Annotated in this window: 8 protein-coding genes and 2 rRNA genes (1 of these 10 only partly in view); 1 reads left to right on the top strand and 9 read right to left on the bottom strand. The window is 61.4% G+C overall.

Translation table 11 applies throughout. The annotated features are described in order from the left end of the window. Positions 1–156: 156 nt before the first annotated feature. Positions 157–3,030, top strand: a complete 2,874-nt coding sequence (gene glnE / locus ACTG2U_RS17170; protein WP_182963319.1) for a bifunctional [glutamate--ammonia ligase]-adenylyl-L-tyrosine phosphorylase/[glutamate--ammonia-ligase] adenylyltransferase — start codon at positions 157–159, stop codon at positions 3,028–3,030. A gap of 88 nt (positions 3,031–3,118) precedes the next feature. Here the strand turns inward: glnE and ACTG2U_RS17165 are convergent, their stop codons facing one another. The 9 genes from ACTG2U_RS17165 to ACTG2U_RS17125 form a co-directional block, all read right to left on the bottom strand. Next, positions 3,119–3,649, bottom strand: a complete 531-nt coding sequence (locus tag ACTG2U_RS17165; RefSeq protein ID WP_182963318.1) for a GNAT family N-acetyltransferase — start codon at positions 3,647–3,649, stop codon at positions 3,119–3,121. 95 nt (positions 3,650–3,744) lie between these two features. Then, on the bottom strand, positions 3,745–5,946 hold the full coding sequence (locus ACTG2U_RS17160; protein ID WP_439974827.1) for a glycoside hydrolase: 2,202 nt from the start codon (positions 5,944–5,946) through the stop codon (positions 3,745–3,747). Between the two features lie 108 nt (positions 5,947–6,054). Continuing rightward, on the bottom strand, positions 6,055–6,801 hold the full coding sequence (locus ACTG2U_RS17155) for a DUF2861 family protein (RefSeq protein WP_439974826.1): 747 nt from the start codon (positions 6,799–6,801) through the stop codon (positions 6,055–6,057). A gap of 50 nt (positions 6,802–6,851) precedes the next feature. Beyond that, the gene (locus tag ACTG2U_RS17150) at positions 6,852–7,499 is read right to left on the bottom strand and encodes a response regulator transcription factor (RefSeq protein WP_199428497.1); all 648 of its coding nucleotides are present in this window, start codon (positions 7,497–7,499) and stop codon (positions 6,852–6,854) included. Continuing rightward, on the bottom strand, positions 7,496–8,878 hold the full coding sequence (locus tag ACTG2U_RS17145; RefSeq protein ID WP_439974825.1) for a DUF3404 domain-containing protein: 1,383 nt from the start codon (positions 8,876–8,878) through the stop codon (positions 7,496–7,498). Before ACTG2U_RS17145 ends, ACTG2U_RS17150 begins: the two co-directional genes overlap by 4 nt. 144 nt (positions 8,879–9,022) lie before the next feature. Continuing rightward, on the bottom strand, positions 9,023–11,185 hold the full coding sequence (locus ACTG2U_RS17140) for an AsmA family protein (protein WP_439974824.1): 2,163 nt from the start codon (positions 11,183–11,185) through the stop codon (positions 9,023–9,025). A 132-nt stretch (positions 11,186–11,317) separates the two neighbouring features. Next, the gene (locus ACTG2U_RS17135) at positions 11,318–11,824 is read right to left on the bottom strand and encodes an NUDIX domain-containing protein (protein WP_439974823.1); all 507 of its coding nucleotides are present in this window, start codon (positions 11,822–11,824) and stop codon (positions 11,318–11,320) included. 185 nt (positions 11,825–12,009) lie between these two features. Next, positions 12,010–12,124, bottom strand: a 5S ribosomal RNA gene (rrf, locus tag ACTG2U_RS17130). A gap of 119 nt (positions 12,125–12,243) precedes the next feature. Next, positions 12,244–14,169: ribosomal RNA gene (locus ACTG2U_RS17125) — 23S ribosomal RNA — on the bottom strand (it continues 964 nt past the right edge of the window).

Genomic DNA, 14,169 nt, shown 5'->3' with positions numbered 1-14,169 from the left:
CAGGGAGCCCATTTTTATTTGCCGGATCATGCTTCTCGCCCCTGCGCTGTGACGCGGGGGCCTGACAGTGCTAGATTGGCAGCCACCATTTTGAACCGGCAGCGTTGTTAACCTCGTGTCGTTAACCCGCTGTCGTGAACCACAAGGACGGCAACCGTGGCCCAGCACTCTCCCTCTTTCTCCGCCCTCTCCCCCCTGCTGCAAGAACAGGCCGAGCGCCAATGGCAGCGACTGGTCGAGCTGGCCCCCGACTATGGCAACCAGCCCGAGCCCGTTCGCCAGACCCTGCTGACCCTGCTCGGCCTCTCCGATTTTGTCGCCGACTCCCTCTTCAAACAGCCAGAGTTGCTGACCGAACTGCTCGCCTCCGGAGATCTGGAAGGCTCCGAACGCTGGCCCGCCTACCAGCGCGATCTGACCGCCCTGCTCGCCGAGGTGAGTGATGAAGAGGCGCTCAAGCGCATCCTGCGCCAGTTCCGCCGCAGCCGCATGCTGGTGATCGCCTGGCGCGAACTGCTGGGCCACTCTGAAGTGGAAGAGAGCTTTATCCATCTCACCAAACTGGCGGATGCCCTGATCTGCTCCGCTCGCGACTGGCTCTACGCCAAACAGTGCAGCGAGCTGGGCACCCCGATGGATGGCAATGGCAACCCGCAGCCGCTGCTTATTCTCGGTATGGGCAAGCTCGGTGGTGGCGAGCTGAACTTCTCCTCGGATATCGACCTTATCTTCACCTTCCCCGAGAACGGCTACACGGTTGGCGGGCGGCGCGAGCTGGCCAACCAGCAGTTCTTTATCAAACTCGGCCAGCGCATCATCAACGCCCTCCACCAGCCCACCCAGGATGGTCAGGTGTTCCGGGTCGATATGCGCTTACGCCCCTTTGGCGATGCGGGGCCGCTCGCCATCTCCTTCGCCGCCATGGAAGATTACTACCAGCACCACGGCCGCAACTGGGAGCGCTACGCCATGGTCAAGGCGCGGGTACTGGGCCCCCAGTGCGAGCACGCGGTGGAGCTGGCCGAGATGCTGCGCCCCTTCGTGTTTCGCCGCTATATCGACTTTGGCGTTATCGACGGCCTGCGCCAGATGAAGGCGATGATCGCCGCCGAGGTGCGCCGCAAGGGGCTGGAGGGCAACATCAAGCTGGGGGCTGGCGGCATTCGCGAAGTGGAGTTTATCGCCCAGGCGCTGCAGCTTATTCGCGGCGGCCGTGAACCGGCACTGCGGGTGCGTCACCTGCCGGAGGCGCTGGCCGCCATCGCCCAATGTGGCGCCCTCGAATCTGCCCATTGCGACCGCTTGCTGACGGCCTATCGCTTCCTGCGCCGGGTCGAGAACATTCTGCAGGAGATTGCCGATCAACAGACCCAGACCCTGCCCACCGAAGAGCGGGATCGCCAGCGGCTGATCGCCGCCCTCGGTTTTGACGACTGGGGCGCCTTTATGGCTCATCTCGATGAGGAGATGGCCGCCGTCCATCAGGAGTTCGCCGCCGTGGTGGGGGAAGAGAAAGAGGCACCCGCCCATCTGGAGCAGCTTTGGCTCGATCTCTGGCGCACCGAGCTCGATGCCGCCGAGCTGGAAAAATTGCTGACTGCTCAAGGGGTCGTCGAGCCCGCTCCGCTCTGCGCCGCCCTGCTGCGCTTCAAGGAGGAGTACAAGCGCCGTCAGGTGGGGCCGCAGGGGCGCATCGCGCTGGACTGGCTGATGCCGGAGCTGCTGCGGCTGGTGGTCGCCAGCGAGCAGCCCGCCCGCCTGTTCGAGCGGGTATGCGAGCTGCTGACCCGCATCTTCACCCGCAGCGCCTATCTGCAACTGCTGGCGGAAAACCCGGGCGCCCTGCGCCAGCTGGTACGGCTGTGCGATGCCAGCCATCTGGTGAGTGAACAGCTGGCCCGCTACCCGATTTTGCTGGACGAGCTGCTTGATCCCCAGCACCTCTACCACCCCACCCCGCTCGATCAGTACAAGCCCCAGCTGCGTCAGTTCCTGCTGCGCATCCCCGAAGAGGACGTGGAGCAGCAGATGGAGGCGCTGCGCCAGTTCAAACAGGTGCAGCTGCTGCGCATCGTGGCGGCCGATATCGCTGGCGCCCTGCCGCTGATGAAGGTGAGCGACCACCTCACCTGGCTGGCGGAGGCGATCACCGAAGAGGTGGTCAATCAAGCCTGGGCCCAGATGAGCGAGCGCTACGGGGTGCCGCCAGAGGTGGCAACCAGCGGCCAGCGCGGCTTTGCGGTGGTGGCCTATGGCAAGCTGGGCGGCATCGAGCTCGGCTACGGCTCGGATCTCGATCTGGTGTTTCTGCACGGCGGCGACCCCAACAGCTACACAGATGGCCGCAAACCCATCGACAGCCGCCAGTTCTACCTGCGCCTCGCCCAGCGGATCCTGCACCTGTTCAGCACCCGCACCCCGTCCGGCATCCTCTACGAGATCGATATGCGGCTGCGCCCCTCCGGCGACTCCGGCCTGCTGGTCTCGTCGCTGTCGGCCTACGAGCAGTACCAGCAAAACGAGGCGTGGACCTGGGAACATCAGGCGCTGGTGCGGGCCCGCCCCATCTATGGCGATGACGCCATCGTTGCCGAATTTGCCCGTATCCGCCGCGATGTGCTGGCCAAGGAGCGGGATCTGCCGACCCTGGCCCGCGAGGTGCGCGAGATGCGCCACAAGATGCGGGATCACCTGCTCAAGGCGGGGGCTGGCGAATTCGACCTCAAGCAGTCCCCCGGCGGCATGGTGGATATCGAGTTTATCGCCCAGTATCTGGTGCTGGCCCACGCCTGCGGCGAGCCCGATGCCCTCACCCGCTGGTCCGATAACGTGCGCATCTTCGATGAGTGCGTGATGGCGGGGGTGCTGACCCTGGAGCAGGCGGAGGGGCTGAAGCAGGCCTATCTGGAGATCCGCAACCTCGGCCATCGCCTCAACCTCTCGGAGATCTCCCGCAAGGTAAGCGACGATCAGCTGCAAAACGAACGCAGCCATGTGCTCGCCGTCTGGCACAAGCTGCTGGGGGAGTAATTCCCTCCAGCGGCAATGAAAAAGGGCCCGCCTGAATTGCTTCAGGCGGGCCCAGCTCTTATCGGTAAAACAGCATTCTTACGGCTGCTCAGCCGTGCTCCATCACCGTCTCCACCAGCATCTGGTTGAAACGCTGATAGGCCTCTTCCTCAAGAAGCCCCGGATAGCTCAACACCCGCAGCGCATGTCCTTGATAATCAGAATGATAGGGCGGGTGGAGATGGGCATAGTCGTTGAGACAAAAGCCCAGCCCCTGATAGAAGCGCAGACGGCGAATGGCAATCTCATCCTCTGGCGGATCGATCTCGAGAATGACGGTTTTGCCTGCCCGCTCGCAAAATTCGGCCAGCAGACGGCTGCCGTAGTTGCGGCCGCGCAGCGCAGGATTGATGGCCAGATGTTCGATATAGACCTGCTCGCCACACGCCCACCAGAAGATAAAACCGAGCAGCAGGCCGTCCTGATAAAAGATTTGGCAGTGATAGCGAGGATCCCGCATCTTCTGGGGCTGATGCTGTGACTGGCGCTGCTCGTAGCGGGGAAAACTCTCGCCATAGATCTGCCAGACCAGCGGCCACGCCGGATGGTTTACCTCTCTAATCACTTCACTCTCAATCATCAGAACTGCCTCTCATTTATTTTGCAGAACGTTCATCTATACATGAAAAGTTCTGCCACAGCATCATCTGATGAAATAAAAGCCAAAACGCCAGATTAGCGGACGCCATCCGGTTGCGAGACAAACTGCTGCTGGCTGCCATCGTGCAGCAGCGCCAACACGCTTTGAGCGGCCAGTTTTATCCCCGCCTGCTCGGTAGCCGGGCCGAAGTTGGCAATCAGTCGAGTGCCATCGGCAAACTCGCTCTGCTGCACCACTCCTTTTTTGTCGAGCCAGCGAAAACCGGTGAGGGGCTGGTTGTAGAGCCGCTCATGCAGTGGGCGGAAGAAGGCATCGAGCCCCTTGAGATAGGGAATGCGCGCGCTGGCGCTATCCAGACTGAGGTTGAGCAGCGGCGGCACGTTGTAGAGCTGCTGCAACAGTTCGGTGACCTGACTGCTCTCCCTGAATTTGAGGCTATCCATCGTCCAGTGGTGGGTGGTCACTATGCTGTCGTGAAAGACGCTCTGGAACAGCGGCAACCGCAGCGCCGGATCGAAGTAGAGCCCCTGATACTCAGGTTTTAGGTGGCTCTGGCGAAAGAAGAACGCGGGCTGATAGTCGGGATACCAGGCTCCCAGATAGTAGGGAGAGCGCTTGTTGCGGCGCATATCGGGATCCTGCCAGCCAAAGCCGCTGGTCTGGGGGCCGTGGGCAAAGGCTGCGGTGCGGTTGGCTACCGCCCCGCCCTCCTCGGAGCCCACCAGCACCCCCTGACTCTTGGCAATCCACGCCATCCCGGCCATCCGGTTTTGCGCATCCTGCGCCTGAGTGGTCGGCTTGGCCGGATCGAAGTCGTCAAACACCATGCCGGTCGCCGCCACATCGAGGAACCAGCTGTTGTAGTGGCTCGCCTGCTGCAATTTGGGCACTCGCTGCTCCATCACCGGGCGCACGCAGGCCTGATTGGTGTAGACGCCGCGATTTTGAAAGCCGCTCTTGCGCCGGCCGTTCTCCTGCATGATGCCGCAGCGCTGATAGATATCCTGCCCCATCTGGGCGGTGAGCCAGCTCTGCTGACGATTCCCCTCCGGCAGCGCAGTATCGTAGGAGTCGTAAGGGGCGATGAGATAGCCCGCCGCTTTGGCAAGTTCAACCCCCTTTGGCGCAGCAAAACCGGCGGTCCACTGGGGCAGACCCAGCCAGAGTCTGGGTAGTCCAGCCTGCTTGAGAGCGGCGATCATCTTGGCCGAGCTGCCATCACCCCAACTCTGCGGCTCGTTGAGCGCAGCCCCCAGTTGCGTGGCAGCCAGCGCACGCCGGGCAGCGAAATCGGCCGGTTGCTGACCCGGATGGCGCAGCGCCAGCGCCTGCTCAACTCCGGTCAGCACCCGGTTTTGCAGATAGCGGTTGCGCTCGAGATCGGGCGCTTGCAGCGCCGTTTTGCTCTCCCCCTTGAGCCAGTCGGCGGGGATCAGGCGGTGCAACGCGGGCCAGCTTTTCACATCCTGTGGCACCAGCAGTCGCTCGCCCCAGAGGTAGAGGTGAGAGGCGCCGATCAGCCGTTTGCCATCCGGCACCGCCGCCAGCTTGCTCTCGAGCGACACCAGCTCGCCCCGTACCTGCAACCAGTGACGATAGGCCTTGGCCGCCGCCAGCCAGTCGTGACCCGGCTGCAGCGATACTTCCACCTCATAGGGGTCGGCCAGATTGAGACGGTTAACGCTGTGGGTCGCAGTGAGGGCAATGCCATCTTGCTTCGGAGCAAAGGTGAGCCGGTTGTTGAAGGGATTGGCAAAGAGGATCGCCAGCTGCTGATCACCGTAATCCAGCCCAACCAGTGGCAGGGTAAGATTATCCGTGGTGTTGATCCCCTGATACTCCTGCGCCAGCGCCTTGCGCCACGCAGTGTGCGTAGCCGGAATGCGAAATCCCTCGTGGATCGGCAGCATCAGCGCCTGCGCCCCTGCCGGTACCCGCGGCCACACCAGCTCGCCAGCAGTTGCACGGCTGAGGGTGAGGATCAGACGGTTGCCCTCAAGGCGAGCCAAGGCCCGCACCTCGCCATCGGCGCGGATCAGCCAGCTGGCACGCTCCCCCTCCTGCAGCAAGGCGGTGACAGGCTGACGCGGGCCGGGAGAAGAGATGGCAAGGTGCTGGCCCGATGGCAGCACAGCCTCGGCCGCCAGGGTGGCGGGATCCAGCTCAATGCGCCACTGATCGTTGGCCAGGGTCAGCGCCTCGGCAGGCAAGGAGAACAGCGGCGCCAACAGCAGCAGCGGGCGGATCCGGCTCGCTAATTCGGGAAGAAGAGTCATGGTCGGTGATTCCTGATAACACACGGGAATCGCCATTTCAGCAGATCGGCCGCCTGCGATTGTCAGGCCAATGTCAGGATTGCGGTGACCTGACCATCACGACGACCATTACTCAACCGGCCCCGCCTGACTGTGGCTTAGCTGCAACACCAGCTGGCCACGCTGGCTGGTCTGCACCAGCGAAAGGGTACGCCAGCTGTCGGGCGTGGCGGCAGGCCAACCCACCTTGCCATCGAGAGGCAGACGGTTCCACCAAAGCAGGGAATATTGCGGGCGGGCCAGCACCGTCTGCTCAAGCCAGAGCGGCGTACAGGAAGCGGGATTGGCGGGGGGATTGGCCACCGCCAGCGGCGAGCGGGAGAGCCAGTCCAGATCCTGCACCGCAGGCAGCGGCAACGCCACCTGCCACTCCTTGCCCGCCACCGCCAGCCGCAGCTGATAGAGCCCGGCTGGTAAAGGCGTAGGTAGATCGGCCCCCACGACCCTGACCCCTTTATTCTCTTCCGCCTCCCACTGGGCGCCAGCCAACCGGTTGCGACCAGCGGGATCGACAAGTTCAGCGACGGTGATGGGCCCCTCCCCGGTCAGCTGCACCCGATAATCCCGCAGCAGCGGCGCATCGCGCTGGATCAGCTCAAGACGCAGCTCGCTCACCCCATCAGGCAAGGTCAGTGGGAAATCCTTGCCGCAGTGCTGGGCACTCAGCGCGGCCAGCATCCCCTGCCAGCTGCGGCGCTCGGCATCGCTGTTGAGGGCTGGCCATGCCTGCTGCAAAGATTGCCAGGCGTGCCGGTTATCCCCCTGCAACAGCGCCAACGTAGCCGGTTGCAGTGGATCGGCACGTTCAGTTGCCATAACGCAGCCAGCGCTTAGAGCCAACAGCAGCGCGGCCAGCGTTGCACGCTTCACGCTGTCACCTCCAGCCGGTAGCCGATGCCGCGCACCGTCTCGATGGCCAGCCCTGGCAGCTTCTGGCGCAGTTGCAGAATATGGGTATCGACGGTGCGGGTGGAGGGAAACGCCTGATAGCCCCATACCCGGTTGAGGATCTCCTCCCGGCTCAGCACCCGCCCCGCCATCCGCACCAGCAAGGTGAGCAGGGCAAACTCGGTGGGGGTAAAGCTCACCTCCGCATCCTGCCAGCTCGCCTGCATCCGGGCGGGATGAAGCTGCAAGCCGCCCACTGCCTGAGTGCCATCCCCCAGCTGACGCAACTGGGCCCGGATCCGCGCCAGCAGCTCGTCGTGGGAGAAGGGTTTGGTCAGGTAGTCGCGCGCCCCCGCATCGAGCCCGGCCACCCGATCGCTCACCTCCACCCTTGCGGTGAGCACGATCACCGGCAGCGCCTTGCGCGCCAGCCACTGGGGCAGCCAGTCGAGGGCATCCCCCTCCGGCATGGTGCGATCCAGCAGCACCAGATCCGCCGCCAGCCACTGCTGCTCCGCCGCTGTCAGGGTATCGCACCAGAGGCAGCGATACCCTTCGCGGGTCAGATAGCGTTGCAGGTTCTCCGCCAGCAGCGCCTCGTCTTCCACAAGCAGGATGGTCTTCATGATTTGGGGTCGCTCCAGAGTTGACAGGGCAGCGTCAGGGTAAAGGTAGTGGGCCAGCCGGATAGGGTGAGGCGTCCGCCAAGACGGCGCAGCAGATGGCGCACAATGGCAAGCCCCAGCCCCAAACCCTCGGCACGGGCACCACGGCGCAGCAGGGTGGCGAGCCGGTAATTTGGCAGCTCTCCGCCATCGCTGACCGCGAGGATCAAACGCCCCGCCTGCCAGCTGGCACAGATCCGAACCGGCGCGTGGCCATGCTGGCTGGCGTTGCGCAGCAGGTTGTCGAGGGCAAGGTCGAGCCAGTAGAAGGGGAGCGCCAGAGTCATCTCCCGCTCAAGGCAGAAGGTAGCGTCATGCCGCTCGCAAGCCAGGGTGAGCCACTCGGTGAGACTGACCGCCACCCGCTCATCTTCCAGAGTCTCAGCCGCCAGATAGTGACGACTGGCCTGCGCCAGCTGATGCAGGCGGGCGACACTGCCCAGCAGCTGACCCACGCTCTGCTGGGCGGAAGGGGGCAGCCGGTCGAAATCGTGGCGCAGCTCCTCGCTGATGCCGGAGAGTGCCATGATGGGAGTGCGCAGCTCGTGGGTCAGCATCTGCAATGCGACACGCCGCTCCCGCAGCAGGCGCCAGCGCTGCCAGCTGGCCCACCCCAGCAGCAGGATGAAACCAAGAGAGCTGGCCAGCGCCAGCCACTGCCAGTCAAGCGTGGGGCGAGTATTGAAACAGATCGCTCCGACTCGCTCTTCACAAGTACCAGCTGTGCGGCTATCCAGCGTTACACCAAGCCGATCGGCCAGCGGTTGCCACTGCCCGGCGCTATAGCGGCGCCACTGCCCATCGCCAAACAGCCAGAGTTGGCCGGATTGCAGCAGCCAACGCTCACCCCGCAGCAGGGCATCGAGGTTGTCATCGCCGAGCTCGCCAAGCAGCCCCAACCGATCGCGCCGCTCCCGCACATGGAGCAGAGCGTCGAGCCCGGCCGCCGGATGACCAGCCTCCCAGCGAGCCGAGCTGGAGCCGCCAAGCGGATAGACGGGGTGAGCGGCAAACCAGCGGGTCGAGGGCACAGCCCCTTGGCCGCAAAGCGCTCGCAGCAGTGGCAGCCACTCGGCGGGCAAGTCATTCTCTGTCCCGCACTCCTGCTGATAGCGATAGATGGCCTGCAACTGACGCAACGGGTAGCGCAGCCAAGCGGGATGAAGAGAGTCGGGAGCGATCAGGCGACGGTCGAGCCGCTGCACCTCGTCAAGAGGCAGCGCCTGTTCGGGAGCCTGCCTGGCCAGCTCGCCCGCCAGACGCTCCGCCAGCGGCCCGGCCAGCACGGGATACGCCATGCTGTAGCAGATCAGGGAGCAGAGCAGCAGGATCAGGCGCATGGGTTCAACTCGAGATGACTCCGGATGAAGACACAGCAGAGCACTGCGCCATAAAAAATGTCAGCGCCATTTTTCAATGGCGCTGACATCCGGTCAACCGCTAACGGCATTGGCGCGGCTCCCGCCAGCCCATATGAACCGTCACTATTTGAACAGTCCCTTGAGCAACTGGTCGGCCACCCCTTTGACGGCCTCATTGTCGGCCTTGTCCCCCAGCAGCTTCTTGAGGCCGCGTTCGGCCTCCTTACGTGCCTTATCCTCCAGCAGCTTGTTGTTGCTGAGCAGCGCCTTCACGTCGAGTTGATAGCTGGGAGCCTGCCAGTGGCCGCCGATCCGCACCGGAATGGTGATCTCCTTCAGCTCGTCCACATCCTTACCCCCTTGCCCCTTGCTGCTCTCGACGATGGAGGTAAGGAACAGGAAGTTGAGGCTCTCCGGCACCAGCGCCGTCTGCCCCTCCCCCTTGACCCGCAAGGCGGGGGCAAAGAGCTGGATGTCGTTGCTGCGGGCGATGCCGTCGGCAATCTGGAAGCTGGCGGTGAGGGCGCTGAAGTCGGTCTTGCGCGCCTCCTTCACCTGCTCGGCCCCCTTGCCGCTGAGGGAAGCCCGCGCCTCGCGGATCATCTCCGGCAGGTTGATGCCGTGCAGGGCACCGTCGCTCAGTTTCAAGGTAACCTTGCCCTGCATCCCGTTGCGCAGTGCAAGCGCGGAGAGACCACGGCCCTGCACCTGCACATCGAGATCGCCCTTGCCCTCCAGCAGATCACTCTGAGCCAGAGCCTGCAACAAGGGACGAATGTTCACTCCGGCCACCTGCTTGTGCACCTTGTAGGTGGCGGGCTGCTGGCGCGTGTCGAGTACCCCGTTCGCGTTTACCTGACCACCTGCCACGGTCGCGCTGAACTGTTTGAGCGTCAGCAGCCCTTTGGCCAGAGCCACCTGCAGATCGACAGCACCGAGATCCAACCCTTTCAGACGCAGGCTGCCGAGTTGCAGCCGACCATCCAGATCCACCCCTTTGAGAGCGCCCAGATCCGGTTCGACCGCGGAGAGGGCTTCGCTCTTGCCGGTTACCGCTTTATTGCCACTTGCAGCTGTGCTGGCAACACCGGCCCTCGGTTTGTCCTCTTTCACCTGCGCAGGTGTGGTCGGTACCGATTTGGCGAGCCATTTGTCGAGATCCAGCTTCTCCCCCTTGAGATCGAAGCTGATTGTGGGAACAGCGCCAAGCTGCACGGTTCCATCGCCACTCAACAGTGCCTCATCGGCACTCATCACCAGCTTGCTCAGGGTAATCAACTGCTTGTCGAGCTCGGCACGGGCAAACCCGGCCAGTTTCAGCTTCATCTGCGGGCGCGGCAGCGCATCTCCTTCCAGCGCTGCCGTCAGCAGTACATCGGAGAGCTCGGCCAGCTTCATCTCCTTGTCGAGCCGTCCCTTGAGCGTTCCTTCCAGCGAGCCAGCCAGTAAAGCTTGCTGCCCCTCTACCTTGGCGCCTTTCAGCGCCAACGTGAGGTTGCTCCACTCACCCAGGGCCAATCGGTCCCCCTTGATGGAGAAACTATCGAGTCGCAGGGACGGGTCACTCAGGCTGCCACTGAGGCTCAGATCTTTCAGTTCACTGGCCATCACCTCCTGCGCCAGCTTGATCTGGGTCTGCCCTTTAACATCGAAAGCGAGCTTGTCGGCACTCCCCTTGGCGGCCAGCGTCACGGGTACCCACTGACCGGTGGCCAGCTGCCCCATATCGAGATCGAGGCGATCCAGTCGCAGCGAGGTGCCGCTGCGATCATCCTGTATCCGCGCACTGGCCTGGGAGAGCGCGACACCCTGCAAGCTGATCTGCCAAGGCTTGCTATCAGCGGTTGGCGCAGGGGTTGCGGGGACGACCGGTTCGCTTGCATCAGCAGCGGCATCCTTGAACAGTCCGCTCAGATTGGAGCTGCCATCCACCTTGGTCTGGATAAAGAGATGGGCGCCACTCAGGGTCACCTTGCCGATCTCCAGGCGATGGGAGAGCAGCGGCAACAGGGCAACCGAGGCCTCCCCCTGTTCGAAACGAACCAGATCTGGCTCGGCAAAATCGGCCGGATTACGCAAGGCGACCTTTTCCAGCGAGAGGCCGAGACTCGGCCAGAAACGCCAGTCAATCTCCCCCGCCATCACCAGTTCGCGCCCCGTGCTCTTGCGCACCTGTTCAGCCAGTTGGGGCTTGAATTGATTGGGGTCGATGAGGCTTATCAGCGTCACTATGGCCAGCAAGGCCGCCACGGCGATGCCGAGCAAGATGAGAACTATCTTCTTCACGATATGCTCCTTGAATCCGGATCCACTGCAGACTATACCACTCACCGTCTGACGAATGGCGTCTGCGGGACAAAAGCGGACAAGGATGAGACAGGGATGGTCGCTGCCAATCCCCATCGTCATCAGCAGGGATCAAGCTTGCAAAGAGGATTGCTGCAGCCGCGCCATCGCGGTGCGCGTCGATTCGAAAGCAAAGCGGGACATGGGGATATCGCTGATCTTCTGCCACTGGCAGGCGGCCACATCGCCAGCTGGCTGGATGACCGGTTTTTCACTCAGCTTGATGGCAAAGAAGGTGTCACAGGTGTGATAGGTGATGCCATCGTAGGGATAGATATTGGGGAAGGAACCGAGATAGGTACAAGGATGAGCGCTGACATCGAGCCCCAGCTCCTCCTGCAACTCGCGCACCAGCGCCCCCTCCAGCGACTCGCCGGGATCGACAAATCCCCCCGGCAGATCCAGCAACCCCTTGCCAGGATTACGGGCACGCACCGCAACCAGCACCTCGTCCTGCCAGCAAAGCGCCACCATCACAGCCGTCGCCACATTCTGGAAAAAATGAAAACCGCAGCCACAGCGAAACTCTTTAGGGCTGACGCTCTGCAGGGTTTGACCGCCGCATTTTGGACAAAACATGGGCTATCTCCGACGAAATAAAGCACCATTTTACGCCGTTGGGGTCAATTTCTATGAGTAAAACAGACAGGGAGGATAAGGTGTTCAGGTAAAAGAGGGGGTAAAGAAGGTCAATTATCAGCCAAAACACTGAATTTCAGCCAATAAAAAACCCCGCTCGATGAGCGGGGTTCCTTGTATTGGGTGCCTGGCAGTGTCCTACTCTCGCATGGCGAATGCCACACTACCATCGGCGCTACCGCGTTTCACTTCTGAGTTCGGCATGGGATCAGGTGGTTCCACGGCGCTATGGCCGCCAGGCAAATTCTTAATCTAGAAAGCTGACGTGAGTAGTGATGTTGCGCTTGGCTTGTCACTATCACTTAATTTGAGTAGTTCGTTCATTCGCTACAAGCCTTAGAACACTTCTTGGGTGTTGTATGGTTAAGCCTCACGGGTAATTAGTATGGGTTAGCTCAACACGTCACCGCGCTTACACACCCCACCTATCAACGTTGTGGTCTCCAACGGCCCTTTAGGACCCTCAAGGGGTCAGGGATGACTCATCTCAGGGCTCGCTTCCCGCTTAGATGCTTTCAGCGGTTATCGATTCCGAACTTAGCTACCGGGCAGTGCCACTGGCGTGACAACCCGAACACCAGAGGTTCGTTCACTCCGGTCCTCTCGTACTAGGAGCAACTCCCTTCAATCATCCAACGCCCACGGCAGATAGGGACCGAACTGTCTCACGACGTTCTGAACCCAGCTCGCGTACCACTTTAAATGGCGAACAGCCATACCCTTGGGACCGACTTCAGCCCCAGGATGTGATGAGCCGACATCGAGGTGCCAAACACCGCCGTCGATATGAACTCTTGGGCGGTATCAGCCTGTTATCCCCGGAGTACCTTTTATCCGTTGAGCGATGGCCCTTCCATTCAGAACCACCGGATCACTATGACCTACTTTCGTACCTGCTCGACCTGTCCGTCTCGCAGTTAAGCTGGCTTATGCCATTGCACTAACCTCCTGATGTCCGACCAGGATTAGCCAACCTTCGTGCTCCTCCGTTACTCTTTGGGAGGAGACCGCCCCAGTCAAACTACCCACCAGGCACTGTCCGCGAGCCCGATTCAGGGCCCTGCGTTAGAACATCAAACATACAAGGGTGGTATTTCAAGGACGGCTCCAGCGCAACTGGCGTCACGCCTTCAAAGCCTCCCACCTATCCTACACATGTAGGTTCAATGTTCAGTGCCAAGCTGTAGTAAAGGTTCACGGGGTCTTTCCGTCTAGCCGCGGGTACACCGCATCTTCACGGCGAATTCGATTTCACTGAGTCTCGGGTGGAGACAGCATGGCCATGGTTACACCATTCGTGCAGGTCGGAACTTACCCGACAAGGAATTTCGCTACCTTAGGACCGTTATAGTTACGGCCGCCGTTTACCGGGGCTTCGATCAAGAGCTTCGCTTGCGCTAACCCCATCAATTAACCTTCCGGCACCGGGCAGGTGTCACACCCTATACGTCCACTTTCGTGTTTGCAGAGTGCTGTGTTTTTGATAAACAGTCCCAGCCATCTGGTCACTGCGACTCCCAACTGCTCCATCCGCAAGGGACTTCACTGTCAGGAGCGAACCTTCTCCCGAAGTTACGGTTCTATTTTGCCTAGTTCCTTCACCCGAGTTCTCTCAAGCGCCTTGGTATTCTCTACCCGACCACCTGTGTCGGTTTGGGGTACGATGACTTGTAATCTGAAGCTTAGAGGCTTTTCCTGGAAGCAGGGCATCAATGGCTTCCACACCGTAGTGTGTTCGTCTCGTGTCTCAGTGTTGTGTCTCCGGATTTGCCTAGAAACACCACCTACGCACTTTCACCAGGACAACCGTCGCCTGGCCCACCTAGCCTTCTCCGTCCCCCCATCGCAATTACAAGTCGTGCAGGAATATTAACCTGCTTCCCATCGACTACGCCTTTCGGCCTCGCCTTAGGGGTCGACTCACCCTGCCCCGATTAACGTTGGACAGGAACCCTTGGTCTTCCGGCGAGGAGGCTTTTCACCCCCTTTATCGTTACTTACGTCAGCATTCGCACTTCTGATATCTCCAGCATACCTCTCGATACACCTTCGCAGACTTACAGAACGCTCCCCTACCACTCACACATAAGTGTGAATCCGCGGCTTCGGTGCCTGGTTTGAGCCCCGTTACATCTTCCGCGCAGGCCGACTCGACTAGTGAGCTATTACGCTTTCTTTAAATGATGGCTGCTTCTAAGCCAACATCCTAGCTGTCTGAGCCTTCCCACATCGTTTCCCACTTAACCAGAACTTTGGGACCTTAGCCGGCGGTCTGGGTTGTTTCC

Origin of the sequence: Aeromonas sp. 95A, from assembly GCF_051919235.1 — a bacterium.
GTDB classification, from domain to species: domain Bacteria; phylum Pseudomonadota; class Gammaproteobacteria; order Enterobacterales; family Aeromonadaceae; genus Aeromonas; species Aeromonas veronii.
Note: the sequence above shows the minus strand (reverse complement) of the source record. Positions and strands in the feature narration are given on the sequence as shown.